The organism is Tolypothrix sp. VBCCA 56010, from assembly GCF_050875635.1.
Taxonomy (GTDB): Bacteria; Cyanobacteriota; Cyanobacteriia; order Cyanobacteriales; family Nostocaceae; genus Hassallia.
Map to the genome: position 1 here is coordinate 39738 of NZ_JBPAOH010000001.1, position 15423 is coordinate 55160.

The 15423-nt window shown below is 42.2% G+C and carries 10 protein-coding genes; 1 reads left to right on the plus strand and 9 read right to left on the minus strand.

Annotated elements, in window-relative coordinates:
• Positions 1-135: 135 nt before the first annotated feature.
• Positions 136-1632, plus strand: coding sequence for an HlyD family efflux transporter periplasmic adaptor subunit (locus AABK37_RS00170; RefSeq protein WP_432549603.1), 1497 nt, complete (start codon positions 136-138; stop codon positions 1630-1632).
• Positions 1633-1807: 175 nt separating this feature from the next.
• On the opposite strand, the gene AABK37_RS00175 is transcribed toward AABK37_RS00170, so the two are convergent.
• The 9 genes from AABK37_RS00175 to AABK37_RS00215 all read right to left on the minus strand — a co-directional run bounded on the left by AABK37_RS00175 (position 1808) and on the right by AABK37_RS00215 (position 15373).
• The gene (locus tag AABK37_RS00175; RefSeq protein ID WP_432549604.1) at positions 1808-3310 is read right to left on the minus strand and encodes a S8 family serine peptidase; all 1503 of its coding nucleotides are present in this window, start codon (positions 3308-3310) and stop codon (positions 1808-1810) included.
• A 528-nt stretch (positions 3311-3838) separates the two neighbouring features.
• Entirely contained in the window at positions 3839-5935 is a 2097-nt protein-coding gene (locus tag AABK37_RS00180) for a C2 family cysteine protease (protein ID WP_432549605.1), read from the minus strand.
• A 541-nt stretch (positions 5936-6476) separates the two neighbouring features.
• A complete protein-coding gene (locus AABK37_RS00185) occupies positions 6477-8231 on the minus strand; it encodes a S8 family serine peptidase (protein WP_432549606.1) in 1755 nt (584 codons plus the stop codon).
• 540 nt (positions 8232-8771) lie between these two features.
• The gene (locus AABK37_RS00190; RefSeq protein WP_432549607.1) at positions 8772-11636 is read right to left on the minus strand and encodes a type I secretion system permease/ATPase; all 2865 of its coding nucleotides are present in this window, start codon (positions 11634-11636) and stop codon (positions 8772-8774) included.
• Positions 11585-12343: a peptidylprolyl isomerase gene (locus AABK37_RS00195; RefSeq protein WP_432549608.1), complete on the minus strand. Its 759-nt coding sequence runs from the start codon at positions 12341-12343 to the stop codon at positions 11585-11587. The genes AABK37_RS00190 and AABK37_RS00195 overlap by 52 nt, the downstream gene beginning before the upstream one ends.
• 145 nt (positions 12344-12488) lie before the next feature.
• Positions 12489-12686 carry a hypothetical protein gene (locus AABK37_RS00200; RefSeq protein ID WP_432549609.1) on the minus strand — a complete coding sequence of 66 codons (198 nt, stop codon included), beginning with the start codon at positions 12684-12686 and terminating at the stop codon, positions 12489-12491.
• Positions 12667-12897, minus strand: coding sequence for a hypothetical protein (locus AABK37_RS00205; RefSeq protein WP_432549610.1), 231 nt, complete (start codon positions 12895-12897; stop codon positions 12667-12669). The genes AABK37_RS00200 and AABK37_RS00205 overlap by 20 nt, the downstream gene beginning before the upstream one ends.
• A 249-nt stretch (positions 12898-13146) precedes the next feature.
• Positions 13147-13950, minus strand: coding sequence for a TIGR00297 family protein (locus AABK37_RS00210; protein ID WP_432549611.1), 804 nt, complete (start codon positions 13948-13950; stop codon positions 13147-13149).
• 304 nt (positions 13951-14254) lie between these two features.
• Complete coding sequence (locus AABK37_RS00215) at positions 14255-15373, minus strand: hypothetical protein (protein WP_432549612.1); 1119 nt, start codon at positions 15371-15373, stop codon at positions 14255-14257.
• Positions 15374-15423 lie beyond the last annotated feature (50 nt).

A 15423-nucleotide genomic window follows, 5' to 3' on the forward strand; every position in this document is an offset into this window, starting at 1 on the left:
GCGTGGTTATTAAAACAACAACGCTCCAACTAACAACGCTCCAACTAACAACGCTCCAACTAACAACGCTCCATCCAACAACGCTCCATCCAACAACGCTCCAACTAACAACTAACACCTAACCACTAACCAAATATGAAATCTTCCATAGTTGCAAATGCTGCTCAAGCACGTCAGACAAAAGAAAGATTTGCTAAACCAGAAGACCAATTATCTTATGAATTAGGTAAAGCGGTACAGGAATTACCACCGCTATACACGAGAATTTTAGCAGGAACAATTAGTGCGGTGATATTTGGAACGATCGCCTGGGCGCATTTTTCGCAAATAGATGAAGTAGCGATCGCACCAGGAGAATTAATTCCTTCGGCACAAGTGCGACCGGTGACAGCGCTGGGTGGTGGGTCAATTGTCGCAGTGAATGTTAAAGAAGGCGATCGCGTTGCTAAAGACCAAGTTTTGCTTCAACGCAACCCAGATATGCAAAAAACCGATGTTGCTCGCCTCAGCAAATCTGTAAAATTGATTCAAGAAGACATGCGGCGTTTGGATGCAGAACGTATTGGTGGTACAATAGCCGGAACGCAACTACAAAATGAACTTTTAAACTCTCGTTTGCAAGACTTCAAAGCACGTCAAGCAGCAGCTGAAGCCGATGCCAACCGGCAACTAGCATTAATTGACCAATCAAAAGTACGCCTCACCCGTTTGGAAGATAATTTAGACAACGCCAGAAGTAATCTTGCTAATATTAGAAATAATCTGGAAAACGCTAAACAAGTCCGCAATCAAACTGAACCTAACCTGAAGATTGCCCAAGAAAGAGTAGACAGACTCGGATCTTTACTTGCGAGCGGTGGCGTAGCGAAGTTACAATACTTGCAAGCGCAAGAATCATTCAACCAGGTAAATGCACAAATTACCAGGGCAAAAGATGAGATAGTCAATGCTCAAACCAAACTTAACGAAGAGCAAGATAAAGTAGCCTCGTTAGAAAAAGATATCGCTGGGCAAAAGCAAGAAACTCGCTCTCTCGAAGCAGCTTATCAAAGCACCCGCAATCAAGCGCAACGTGTAGCATCAGAGCGTCAAAGTGAAATCTTGACCGAGTTTAACAAGCGCAAAGAAGAAATGACCAACGTTGAAGGTCAGTTAGAACAGGCAAGAAAGCAACAAGATGACGAAACTATCAAAGCTCCGGTTGCCGGAACTATCTACAGAATCAAAGCAACTAAAGGACCGGTGCAATCAGGTGAAGAGTTACTATCTATTTTACCAGAAGGCGAGGACTTATTGCTAGAGGTGAAAGTTTTAAATCGGGATATTGGCTTTATTCGTGAGGGAATGAAAGCCAAAGTGAAAATGCAACCCTTTCCTTTTCAGGAATTTGGCACAGTTAACGGTGAGGTTGTGCAAGTAAGTCCGAATGCGATCGTTGATAAAGAATTAGGCTTAGTTTTCCCCACCAGAATTAAGCTGAATAAACATTTTGTAATGGTACGGGATAAAGAAGTTGCATTTACACCCGGGATGACTGCTAATGGCGAAATTGTCACGCGCAAGAAGTCAATTTTGACTTTCATCATGGAGCCGGTGACGCGCCGATTTAGCGAGGCTTTCTCTGTCAGGTAGATTTGGCGGTGCAACGACGCGCAGCTTCTCATATCGTGGGAGCGCAAATCACACATACTGTAGAGACGTTCCACACGCCCACGTCTCTACGACGGTAGATATGTTTTTATTACTGTTAATTAAACGGACATGATATGACAGCCTGTCGGAGCGTTTTTCCCATAAGTCATCTTTTCTAAACTATTTCTGAATTGATATCAAACAACCAATCCTGATACTCTTCGATTTGTATTTTTGGTTGTTTTAATATGTTTTCAACAAGAGCATCGCTGTCAAAGCTATTGATGCCGAAAATGTCCTGATAATATTGGGATTGTAACCCCAATTGTGGTATCAAGATTTGATTCTCTTGAATAAAACTATCCGTGAAGCTGAAAGTTGCGGGCTTGTAACTTGAGAAAAAATTTATAGAATTACTTTTAATTCCACTGCTAAAACTTTGCAAAAAGTCGTCGGCAATTTCCGGGGAAGATTGGAATGAGGTAGTAGATATATTTGCAAAAAGTTGATCGCTCTGAGTTGTAGAACTTAAGCTGAAGTTAGAATTTGCAGCTTGTGTACTATTTCCAGAAGTGTCTTCGAGAATTTGACGCACTTGGGCATCTGTTAAATTAGGGTTAGCACTCAGCATCAATGCGACTACACCAGCAACGTGAGGACTTGCCATCGATGTGCCACTATAATCAGCATACTTATTACCCGGAAGTGTCGAGTAAACATCGACTCCTGGAGCTGTAACGTAGGTGAGTGGGTTAAATCCGGCTAAATTAGAGAAGCTAGCCAAATTATTTTCCTTATCGACAGCACCAACAGCAATTCCGGTTTCGTCTGCGTAATGGGCAGGGTATCCTGGTTGGAAGCCACTCTCATTACCCGCTGCCATGACAACGATCGCTCCTTTGCTGCTAGCATATTTCAAAGCTGATTCTAGACCGCTGTCAGGATAACTGCCACCTAAGCTGAGGTTGATGACATTGGCTCCATTGTCAGCAGCATAACGAATACCCTGTGCGATCGCATCATAAGAACCACTACCTGAGTCATCTAGAACTTTGACTGGCATAATCTTCGCATCATAGGCAATGCCAGTCACACCGAAGTTGTTATTCTCTCCAGCAATAGTACCAGAAACATGAGTGCCATGACCAGCTACATCTAAGGTGTTATTATCGTTGCCGTCAAAGTTCCAACCGTTGAAATCATCAACATAGCCATTGCCATCATCATCTATGCCGTTGTTAGCAATTTCTTTACTATTAGTCCAGATATTATCCTTTAAGTCGTCATGGTTGCGGTCAACTCCAGTATCAACCACAGCAACGACAACACCCTTACCAGTGTATCCCGTCGCCCACGCTGACGGCGCTTTTACAAGGTCAGCACCCCAATTATTTTCACCGAGGTTAGGAACATCAGCAAAAGTCTTCTTACCAGCAGCTTTACTCACTGCATCTGCGGCATTAATTAAACCATAGCCATCGGTATAGTTATAGTTTTCACTATAAGCAGTAGTAGAGGAATCGAGCATCTGCACGTCATTTGTTGCTGTATTGAAGCTGCTGTGACTGCCAAAACGAAAGTTGTAATCATCCTTTTGATTAAAGGAATCTAGTGAGGATATAGAAGTGTAATTGAGCTTTTTATCATAATAATTGTTTTTATTAGAATAAATTTTCATAAGTATTTTTTCCTGATATGTATCAAGTTGTTTTGACAGCACAAGCTGTTAAAACCTTTCTGCCAAGGTTTTAAAAAAGAAATTACTTTCCTTTGCCAATAATTACTATGAATTTAAATGTGAAAATGCCAATTTGCTTACAAACAAGAGTATGCAAGTAACAATTGTCATTGAATAAATATTTTAATAAAGTCTTTATTTGTATATTTAGGAACTAACAAATTATATAGATACAAAACTCATTACCCGGCGACGCGCATTCGCGGCTACAAAAACGCTCGTCCGCATGACAAGGACTTAATGTCTAAAAGCCTGCGCTCCGGAAGGCTTTGTTTGTGTAGTCCTAGGCTAAAAGTAGGTAGGCACAAATAATTAGAAAATGGTGTAGGGTGTGTTACGGCTTCCGTAACGCACCGAAAATCTAGGATGGTGCGTTACGCGCTTCTAGGATGGTGCGTTACGCGCTTCGCGGTAACACACCCTACAGCAGCGAAGGTAGGCTTTGTACGCGCAACGCCCCACGATATTCTAAGTTGATATAGTTTTGGTAGAATCCCAATAACTAAAGTTACTTGCAATTTCATTCCAAGCCAATTCTAAAATGCCCGGTTTTGAGGAGCCGTTATCGATTCCCCAAGGGTTGAAAAGAGTAAACTTTTGGGTAGAGGAATTGTAACCTACCAGTGCATAAGCATGAGCGGCGAGGATATTTGATGCAACTCCAGTTTCTAAAGTCGCTAACCCAATTAATTGACCGGAATTAAACGCATTGACTATTGAATTAAAGTCGATAACGTTAAAACTAGAAACGTTACGTCCGGTGATTTGGGAAAAAGCATCCGCAATATATCCACCATGACCAATACCTTTGTAAGAATTGGTATTATCTTGATAAATCCATCCAGATTCATTGAGTTGGGCATAAGCTTTTTCTGCAAGAGTTACCCATAATTCATTTGTAGAATTATTATAGTAATTCCCCTTATTTGCATAAGCTAAATACCCTGTATCAGTGGTTGGTAAATATCTGTCTACCGTCACATAGTCAGCTACCCCATTTTTCCATAAACGCACGGTGAAAGTATTATCACCGTTATCAATAAACATATTTTCAATTGTGCTGGGTGAACGGAAAGCTGTTTCTGCTAAACCCGTCAATAAGTAGCAGTCATTAATCACACCTTGTTTTATGTCTTGATAACTGATGCCATTTTGGAACAGAGAACCACTAGCATATTGATAAGTGTAGGAAGTTGTTGGGCGATCGCCACCAAAAAACCACTTACTAATTAAGTTCTCCAACTGCACGTCATTACTACCAGCATCCAAGTTACCCAGTGTATTACCCTGATACTTTTGATTAGCAACATCACCGTTAACAACTTTGTTAGCCAAAACGCGGACATGTTCGGGAATTTTTAAGTAAGAGGCATTGCTAACTAAAGTGCGAAGGTCTTTAATTTCTGTAGCATCAACTACACTGTTATCTTTAGCTTCACGCAAGATGCTAATAATATCGTTGCGGTCTAAGAGGTTATCTGCGAAACGCGACCTTGTTGCTGCACGTATACCAGTATCCTGAATATTTTGGTCAAACCAATCCCCAGAATCGGCAACTACAGGAGTCGGTTGCAAAATGCTAAAGCTTGTTTGATAAGTGTTGCTAGTAGCACCGGATTGATCGTATGCTCGTGCCCACAACTGATATTTACCATTAGTTAGACCGCTAATCGTGTAGTTAAAGCTAGCATTGCGGTTATCGCTACTTTGAGCGCTGAATTTATCCACATTGCTGATGATGTCCCAGCTTCCACCATCTTTTTGCAATCGGAACTCTACTTGCGCTAAGTCACTGACACCATTACCATCAAATATTTGAGTGTTAGTAAGTTTGACAGTTTCACCTACTTGATAGCTGCTTTTATCAGTGTTGAATTGTAATGATTGCGGTGCTTCGTTGGCAGAAATGCTAAAGCTTGTTTGGTAAGTGTTGCTAGTAGCACCGGATTTATCGTAGGCTTTCGCCCATAACTGATATTTACCAGCAGTTAGATTACTTAAACTGTAGTTAAAGCTAGCACGGTTACTGTTGCTGTCAGCGCTGAACTTGTTTGCATTGCTGATGATGTCCCAGCTTCCACCATCTTTTTGCAATCGGAAATCTACTTGCGCTAAGTCACTGACACCATTGCCATCAAATACTGTAGCGTTAGTCAGTTTGACAGTTTCGCCTACTTGATAGCTGCTTTTATCGGTGCCAAATTGTAATAATTGCGGTGCTTCGTTGCCAGAAACGCTCAGTTTGTAGCTAGTATTCGCATCACCTACTCGGTTGACTCGGATGTAGTAACTAACTATTTCTAGAATTCTGCTGATAGATTCAGCCTTGCGACTACCACTATAAGAACCTGTAACTACGGCTCCATTTTTGTCTAACAGCTGCACATCTGCATTCGCTGATAGATCGTTAAGGGCAAGATTAAAGCTACTGCGACCACTGAGACTAGATGTGTAATAATCGTTTGGATCGCTTGTGCCTGCCCAGTCTGTAATTTTATTGATTATGGAAGTAATCTTTAAATTATTTGCTGTACTTAAACTATTGCCAGCGTAATCAAATGGCATAAATATTTCTGCGTCCTATGCTCAAGATAAATTGACAAAACACACCCTGAACTCTGTGTTTTGTAAAGCTTTTATAGCTACGTTTCAAAATTAAGTTGATATGCGTAGTTCTATACTGCTGCTTTATCTACCAAAACAGCTATGATAATTTTACGTATTTTAAAATACTAATACTTAGAGATTTTTCCGAAAACTTGCTGAGATTCAAGCGGAAAAATTTGAATATTTGAGTTATAAATTATACTAAAAACTTGTGACTTAACAAAGCAGTCTTCTCCACAGAGGGAAAAACACTGAGGAGAAAAGAGTAACGTTTTTTATGTCGCAAAAATCATGCATTGCCTGAATTGAAGTGATTCACAGGTAGTGCATGATTGTATGAGTTGCGATCGCGCTTTATTCTGAAGCGAACTACTAAAAAACTCTGCCTCTACTGAAGATTAAGGCAGAGCATATAGCAAGGCATTTAGATGGGAAAATGGTAGACACACCTAATCTAAAAACGACTTCCCTAAAGGTAGGGCAGGAGTTATTGCAATGATTAAGCAAAACCCCTGTCAAGAGCTTCTGCTCGTCGTACAGCAGCATCCGCATTAACTAGTCCGTAGCCATAAACCGTGTCATAGCCGGCTGCACCCAAATCGTAGGCTGTTTCTGAGAGAATAGTCTTGATTTGTCCAGCAGTGAGATTTGGATCAACACCCCACACCAAAGAAGCTATCCCCGTAACAACAGCTGCTGATGCTGATGTTCCATTAAAACGGTCATAGTAGCCGAACTCATAGGTTGCAGATGCATCAGCACGAGTAGCAGATGTGGCAATAAATTCAGATGGTGCCATTAAAGTCAAGCCAGTTCCACGGTTATAACCCCACCAACCTGGATAAGAGATGCCCTCCCCTGGTGTTTTTGCATTGCCATACCAATCTTGAGTTCCAAAAGAAGAACCTATTGCCATGACGTTGTTGTTAGTTTGCGCTAATGATGCGGGACTGGCAATTGTATTTTGGTCTTGATTGCCAGATGCAATTACAAATAAGACTTTATCTTTGTTATCAGCAACCAGTTTCTCAAATGCAGGTGAGCTACCACCAGACAAGCTGTAGTTTATAACCAGCTTTTTACCTCCAGCCCAATCAATCAGTGTCTGTGTAGCTTGAACTAAATCATAATCTCCTGGGTCACCACCGATGACATCGATCATTTCAACAGGAGATATCGAGTTAATACCAGCTATCCCTATACCATTGTTACTAGCAGCTGCAATGGTTCCTTCGACACGAGTACCGTGAGAGTAAGTTGCTGATTCATCGAAGTAGTTGTTAGCCACTGTGGAGGTGAAGCGTACATCGGGGTGAATACCACTGCTATTGGCTCCCAACCCTGTATCTACAATGCCAATTGCAACTTGATCGTTTCCTTGAGTGATACGCCACGCATTATGAACATCGGTCATCTGCAAGTCCCACTGTTGATTAAACAAAGGGTCGTTAGGTTTCACAAATAAGTCAACGGTTTTGTCTTTAAATTGAATGGTTTCAATACCCTGAAACAAAATTTTGCTACCGTCGCTAAATGTTATGGCATCATATAAACGATTACCATTGCCTGCGTTGTAAACTACACCGCCTTTTAAGTTATCTGCATAGTTGGTTGTGACTGAAGTAGAAGCAATCTGTGACAAATTGAGCAGGTCTCGCGCTCCACTACCGTAGTCAACGTTGCCATTGCCAAAGTAAATTGTTTGGTTGAAGCCAGATTGAAAATTAAAGGTATCTGCCCTGAGAGTTCCAGTGACAATGTTTGTGTTGTTAGTAGGAGATGCGGCTGCGATCGCACTCCCTACACTCACTTGTGTGTTAACAGAAGTCGGATTTATTGCTAAATCAGCAGAAGTAGAAACTATGGTGCTAATAGCATCATCAAAGGGTGTTGCCCAGACTGTTAATTTATAGTTGGTCTTTGCATTAGCATCCGGGTAAACCCGTATGTAATAACTGCCTGCACCCAAGATTTCATTAATTGATTCTGCTTGCTTACCACTAAGAGTGGAAGCACTTAATACCTCCTCTTGATCAAATTGACCATTATTGTTAGCATCCCGAATCAGCGCCACATCAGCATCTGCTTTTAAGCCATCAAGCTTAAGATGAAAACTGCTACGACTGCTGAGGTTGAAGCTGTAAAAATCATTTAGGTCGAGATTATCGACTCTATCCGTAAAACTTTGGCCATTGCTACTAATATCAAGTTTTCTAGCTTTATCTAGACTGTTGCCTGCGTAATCCACTGGCATATTTTCGATCCGGTACAGGAGGTATATATTTTATCAAATTAGATGATGGCTTTCTTTTGTAAAAAAAAAATTATTTTGTGCTTAAATTAACAAAGAAAATATAAAAGTTTTACTTAATCTTTACGGTAATAATAAAACTAAGTGGCTAAGTAGGGTGCGTTACTACGTTAACGCACCCTACGGACTTTACCCTGTCTTGAAAAAGTCTGATGCCTTCTCTTCTCCTTCACCAGACGCCAAGGGCGAACGAGAGGCTTCGCCAACGGCAACCCCTTCGGGGAACGGAGGAAACCTCCGCTCAGATTTTCCGCTTTTTTCGTTTCCCCTTTCCCCCGTAGCTCCTGGTAAATATGATAAATAAAGAGAAAGTCTGAGCTACAGCTTGTGCAGATCGGACTTCTGGTAAATATTTTTCCTTTCTTATCTCCTCTCACCTCAGAGACAGTAGAAGAGAATTTATTGCCAATGTCTTTCTATATCAGTTCGTGGTTGAATGTAATACGACAAAAGCAAACGCGATGTTGTAATGCAAGGAACTGATTAGATATTTGCCTGCTGGCGTTGATATAGTGACCAATACAAACCTTTTTCTTGCAACAGTTGTGAGTGCGTACCACGTTCGGCAATTACACCACGTTCCATCACCAAAATCAAATCGGCACGTTTGAGGGGTGCAAAGCGGTGGGCAATCAGAAACACGGTGCGGTTACTAGAAACTTTTTGCAAGTTTTGCAGAACCTGCTGTTCAGTTTCACTATCCAAGGCGCTGGTAGCTTCATCTAAAATTAATATTGGCGCTTGGGAGAGAAATAACCTCGCTAAAGCAATACGTTGGCGTTGTCCACCAGATAAAGCTGTACCGCGTTCGCCAACATTGCTTTCGTAGCCGTAGGGTAATTCACTGATAAAATCGTGAGCAACAGCTAATCTGGCAGCTTCTACAACTTGTTCGGCAGTAATGTCGGGATTGCCGAGGGTGATATTTTCCAAGATGGTACCGTTAAATAAAAAGTCTTCTTGGAGAACTACCCCAATTTGTTGACGCAATGAGGCAAGATCGGCACTTTTGATATCAAAACCATCGATGAGGATGCGTCCTGATTCTATTTGATAAAGGCGCTGCAACAGCTTGGAAAGAGTACTTTTACCAGAACCTGACCGTCCGACAATGCCAACAAACTGTCCTGGTTGAACGTTAAAAGAGATTCCGCGCAGAACCGGTTCAGTATTTTGTCGGTAGCGGAAAAAGACTTGCTCAAAAGCGACTTCTCCTTTGAGGGGTGGTAAAACTAGACCGGTTCCGGCTTCAGCTTCTGGGGCAACGTTAAGAATATCACCAATTCGGTCAACTGAAAGTAGAACTTGTTGGAGATTTTGCCACAGTTGGACTAGGCGTAATAATGGTCCTGTTACCCTCCCAGAAAGCATTTGAAATGCCACCAACTGCCCGATGGTCAGTTTTTGTTCGATGACTAATTTGGCGCCAAACCAGAGTATTAGCAGGCTGGAAAAGTTGGTGAGAAAGTCACCGATGTTGCTGCTAATGTTGGAGGTGGTGGAGGCTTTGAAACCTGTGCGGATGAAGCGAGCAAATAAACCTTCCCAGCGATCGCGTGCTACTGGTTCGGCTGCATGTGCTTTGACTGAGTGAATTCCTGTCACCGTCTCTACCAGAAACGATTGACTGTCAGCACTGCGGTTAAATGTTTCGTTCAGCCAACCTCGCAAAATTGGTGTTGATATGATTGTCAGTATGGCAAATAACGGCAGTACTGCCAAGGCGACTGCGGTAAGTTGCACGTTGTAGTAAAACATCAATGCCAGGTAAACTACAGCAAAGATGCTATCTAATATTACAGTTAACGCTGTACCTGTGAGAAACTGGCGGATTTGTTCTAGTTCTTGAACTCGTGCTACGGTGTCACCGACGCGCCGCGACTCAAAATAAGATAGAGGCAACCGCATCAGGTGGCGAAATAGCTGCGCTGATAAACTCAGATCCAGACGACGAGCTGTATGGGTAAAGATAAACAGCCGGAGAATGCCGAGTGCTGCTTCAAACAGTGATACTGACAAAAGAGCGATCGCCATCACATCAAGTGTGGGCAAACTTTCTTGCACCATCACTTTATCGATGACGACTTGGGTAATTAGCGGTGTTGCTAATCCCAAAAGTTGCAAAGTAAAAGATGCCAGCAAGACTTCGCCGAGTAATCCCTTGTATTTTGAAACTGCGGGAATGAACCAACTGAGGTTGAATTTTTCTTGCTGCTGGATGACTTCTACTTGCCAAAGTTGTCCATCCCAAGCTGTTTCGGCGACTGATTGGGAAACGCCTTCACAAGTGCGATCGCTTGATTTGGGATTGGCAATAATTAGGCGATCGCCTCTCACGCCATATGCTACCACCCAATTGCCTTGTTTTCCTTGCTCACCACCCCACTGTAATAAAGCCGGGAAAGATAACGAACGTAATTCACTCCAACTTACTTGCAAACGCCGCATAACAAAGCCTAACTTCTCAGCGGCTTCGACAACATTTTTTGGGCGTTGTCCTCTCAGTTGGCGTTGTACCCATTCCAGTTGCAAGGGATTGTCTAACTTTTGCGCCACCATTGTTAAACAAGCGGCTGCTGTGTTTGAGTTAGAAACAAATGGATAACCGGATACAGCAGTCGAGGAGTGGGGGAGTGTCCGAGTGTCCGAGGCGAGCCAGCGCTGTGCGGAGGTTCCCTCCGTTGTTCGCGTAGCCTCTCCGACAAAAGAGGCTTCTGGCGTGGGGATGGGGGGCTTTGGAGTCTGGGGGGAATGGCGAGATGGCGAGAGGACGGAAAATTCTTCTTGTCTGGTTGTCTGGTTGTCTGGTTGTCGTCCACGGACACGTTCCTCACTCCTCCACCCCCGCACGGAAGTGTCCTCCCCTTGTCCCCCTTGTCTCCCTTGTCCCCTTGTCTCCCCCTTTTCTTCACCGCAAAAGAACTGCTCAATTTGTGGTGTGGAAAATTCTGCCCACAGTGCTTTATCCCAGCGAACTACTACTACTTCTTTACTGGCAGCTACTGCTTTAAAATCTACAGACGATGAGTGCAACTCACCAAACCAATCCCCTGCTTCTAGGGTTGCTAACGGTGTACCGACACCTTCTTCGCGCAAGCGGACTTTACCAGAAACAATAAAGAATTGATAAATTCCTTCTTGCTTTGACCAGATTTTTTCCCCTAGCTTGTACCGACGGGTTTCCGATCGATTTTGCAATTGAGATTGTTGTTCGGGAGTTAGCCAGCCTAGGGGCGGTTGATTCCAAGGTAGAGTTGCTAGCACGCTTATTTTTAAAGATTCATTTTCCCCAAGTTTTAGCTCACTTGCAGCTTCACTGTCAGCTTTTGAATTTTCTCTGCTAGCCATTTCTCAAACAACTCATTTTGTAGTGCTTGCTTTAGTTGAGTATCTTCTAAAGACGCGGGAAGAAATTGTTCTACTCGAAACAAACCATAGCGTCCTTCTAGTTCTATCGGTCCTACCAATTGTCCGGGCTTTGCTACATCAACAGCCGCCCTTAGTATATCCGGCATCGTTCCCCTACTTACAGGTCCCATCATGCCGCTTACTATTTTGTCATCTGCAAGTGAGTATTCTCTTGCCAGTTGCTCAAAACTTGCTCCTTCTTCGATTTGGGTTTGTAGTTCCTCACCGAGTTCTCGATTATCAACAATTATCCGAGAAAGTACTACTCGATCTAAATAAATTTTGCGTTCAATAAAATATTCTTGCAGTTTTGCTTGTGTAACTACGGCTTTAAGTCTTTCTAATTTGAAGCCTAAAGCTACTGATGAGTAAAAGGTAGCGTAATCTGTACCGTTGTTTTTTAGCCATCCTTGGAAACTTTGGGGGTCTGTGAGTTGGTTTTTGAGCCGAAAATCAATGATTGTCTGTTCGGTTAAAGCCGGACTGATGTCAATATCTTCTCGCGTGCGAATTTCTTGCTCAATTACATACTGGCGGAGAATATCGCTCATAAACTGTGCGAGTTTTCCGGAGGCTTGCAAATATTTTACTGCTTGCTGGATAGAAATTGACTGGTCATTGACTGTTAAAAATGATAAAGATTCCATGAACTAGATACGTAAATATGACTATAAAAGTATACTGAAGTTTGTCAGTGAATCCTGCTGATTTTGAGTTGAACTTCTGCCCATTTTAGTGTAACCTCAGGGGCGAGGCATTTAATCAGTAAACATCTGAGTTAAATTAAGCTAACTAAAAGACAAATTTTCTCTTAGAGACGACAAAACAGCCATTCCTAGGATAGTGGAAGGCTGTTTGGTATTCAAGATCGCTGCTGACAAATTGATCGCGATCGCCTAACTTAATAATCGGCTGCGTCAGCGCGATCGCACTTGGAAGGTCGTTTGCATCATTACCGTAGAAAACCTCATCAGCTTTCGGTAGGTGCAACAGACTCATTTACGTTTAAAACGAAGATATCGAAATCAGGGAATAAGCCTTGAACTTGGAGGTGAAGATAGCTGGTAAATTTAGGCGATCGCCTGACCAAATCCCCTTGATACGATATCCGTAGATTCCCATCAACATTTTCAAAGGTGTAATCTTCTAGTTTCCCACCAAAGAATAACTCATCTTTATCGTTCTTGTTAAAATTCTTCACTAAGGCATAATCTTTATCACCTTGACCAACATAGTAACGTTGAATCGTACCGTCAGGCGAACAGCGATCGCCTAATCAAAACACGCGCTTAATTGTTGGCATATTTGTATTTACGTGAAAAAGATGAAGAAGTTAAACACGCAAAGATGGTTAGAAAAAAGGTTATTTATGTTACTTTAATTCTGAAAAAATTTTAAATTAATCTGTTAAATATTTAACAAAGCTTTTTCCGGTGGGCAGCAATTGCGCCTAGATTGCCCATATTAAGGCGAATACGATTGCAGCGATCGCACCAATTAATGTATTTAATATATTAACGACTTCGTTAGTTAACCATGTATATTTAGATTGCAAAGTTGCGCCAATCAGACTTTCTATGTTAGTGGCAATAAAGGCTGCTAGAAGACACCAAACTACACCGAGTATATTAATTAAACCGACACCCCAAGCAAAAAGTGCGATCGCAGCCGATCCTACCAAACCAGCCAGAGTTCCTTCTAAACTTACCGCTCCTTCTGTCCCTCGTGGCACTGGTTGCAGCGTAGTAATCAAAAAGGTGCTTTTACCGTATGCTTTACCAACTTCACTAGCACAGGTATCAGAAAGTTTAGTACTAAAACTGGCAACAAAACCCAATAATAGCAGAGCGGTAGGGGCGGGGTTCCCCCGCCCATACAATTGTATAAAGTCGGGAGTAGAAATAAATCCCCCATTTATTATGCCGATTGCCAAAGCACACAGCGCTCCAGTCAAAGCTGAACCCCAAACGTTTTCTGGACCTCTTGCCCCAGAACGCTTTTCGGCGATTCCCTCTGCTTGTTTTTGCTTCATACCGATACGTGTAACCGCAGAACCAACAAGAAAGTAGAACATTACTACTACATATCCTTGCCAGCCGAGGGTTCCCCAAAGCAGCACACCTAGAAACCAAGCGTGCAATAAACCAGCTGGGGTAAGCAGCTTTTTGGGAGCAATAAAAGCTACACCCAATAAAACTGTGTTCAATCCGATTCCCACCAGCCAGGGATTTAAAGAAGAAATAAAAGAAAGCATTAAATGCATCACCTGTAGTTTTGGCAGAACATCAACACAATAACCATTTTAGAGATGAAACGCGAATGGCTCACTCAGCAGAGCAACAGCGAACTGCGTTCCCAAGCAAAGAAAGTTGCCTGGGAACCAGAACAAGGAAGGGAAAAAGGAAAGTTCAAAGCCTCTCAAAAGCAGAGGTCAAACATATGGTTATAGGACTTACGCAAAAAAGTTTTGAAGTAGCGGTAATTCATGAATTACCGCTACGACAAATTAGGTTTTTCAGGCAATGCAAGCGTAAGTCCTAGGTTAATTTACCTGAATATTATTCAATAGCACCGATAGCAAAAGCGTAATTGTCGCCACCTGCTAATCCTCTGAAGTGCAAGTAGTAAGTACCAGGCTGCAAAGGAGTTTGTATATTTACAAAATCATCGGTTTGAGTAGTGTTGCCGGTAGACGCTAAAACCTGTCCTGTACTATTAAGAAGTTCTCCGAATGCACCTCCCGATGTATTTTGCAGTAAATCATTGTTAGCAAATTCAAGTGCCGCCAGAAAAAAGGTACTTGGTTGATTCAAAACAAACTGATAGTAATCATCAGTATCCGATGCTCCTAGATAATCAATGTAATAATTGATATTCGAGTTTACGGTAATGTTAGTAGCAGCGTTCAAGGTGTTTCCAGCAACGTCGCTTCTACCAGGACGCGCCTCAAAGTACAATCCATATGACTCAAAGTGATTAAATAATTGTCTGTTTGTAAAGCCTGCTGCACTCAAGTCAGGATTGTTAGATTTGTAGTAATTGATATCAAAGAATCGTGAAAATGTCCGCCCTTCATTCAGACCATAAATTTCTAGATGTTGTAACGCTAACTCACGGTTCCCGTTGAAGGCTTGATTAATATCTGGGTTAGCATTCAAATATACGTTCAGGTCAACAAAGTCGTCGAATAAACGTCCCTCATTTAGACCATAAGTTTGCAGATGCTCAAATAGTTGACGGTTATTGAAGTTACTTAAATCTGAATTTAAAAGCTCATAAGTTTGCAGCCCAAAAAAGGGGGAGAATGTACGTCCTTCATCCAAACCGAAACGTTGCAAATGGTCAAGCGCACCTTCCCTATTACCGCTGTAAACTTGAGTCAAATCTGAGTTTAAACTCAAGTAGTAGTCGAGATCAACAAACGGCGAAAACTGACGCCCTTCTTGCACACCATTGTTTTGCAAATGATCGAACAATTGGCGATTGCTGAAGCTTGCTAAATCAGAGTTGCTGGCACGATAGAAGTTAAGGTCGGCAAACAGTGAAAATCGACGACCTTCATTTAAACCAAAATTATCAAAATGCAATCTCAGTTGACCATCTGTTGTTAAACCCGCTGCTGCTAAGTCAGGATTGGCAGCGCGGTAGAAGTTGGCATCAAATAAGTTAGCAGCCATAAGTTAGCTTTGCGACAAATTTAGATTGAGCTAGATCGTTGATTACTTAC

Bases quoted from the DNA above. Each gene is read 5' to 3' on its own strand.
- AABK37_RS00170 (WP_432549603.1), top strand. From the start codon at position 136: ATGAAATCTTCCATAGTTGCAAATGCTGCTCAAGCACGTCAGACAAAA.
- AABK37_RS00175 (WP_432549604.1), bottom strand. From the start codon at position 3,310: ATGAAAATTTATTCTAATAAAAACAATTATTATGATAAAAAGCTCAAT.
- AABK37_RS00180 (WP_432549605.1), bottom strand. From the start codon at position 5,935: ATGCCATTTGATTACGCTGGCAATAGTTTAAGTACAGCAAATAATTTA.
- AABK37_RS00185 (WP_432549606.1), bottom strand. From the start codon at position 8,231: ATGCCAGTGGATTACGCAGGCAACAGTCTAGATAAAGCTAGAAAACTT.
- AABK37_RS00190 (WP_432549607.1), bottom strand. From the start codon at position 11,636: ATGGCTAGCAGAGAAAATTCAAAAGCTGACAGTGAAGCTGCAAGTGAG.
- AABK37_RS00195 (WP_432549608.1), bottom strand. From the start codon at position 12,343: ATGGAATCTTTATCATTTTTAACAGTCAATGACCAGTCAATTTCTATC.
- AABK37_RS00210 (WP_432549611.1), bottom strand. From the start codon at position 13,950: ATGCTTTCTTTTATTTCTTCTTTAAATCCCTGGCTGGTGGGAATCGGA.
- AABK37_RS00215 (WP_432549612.1), bottom strand. From the start codon at position 15,373: ATGGCTGCTAACTTATTTGATGCCAACTTCTACCGCGCTGCCAATCCT.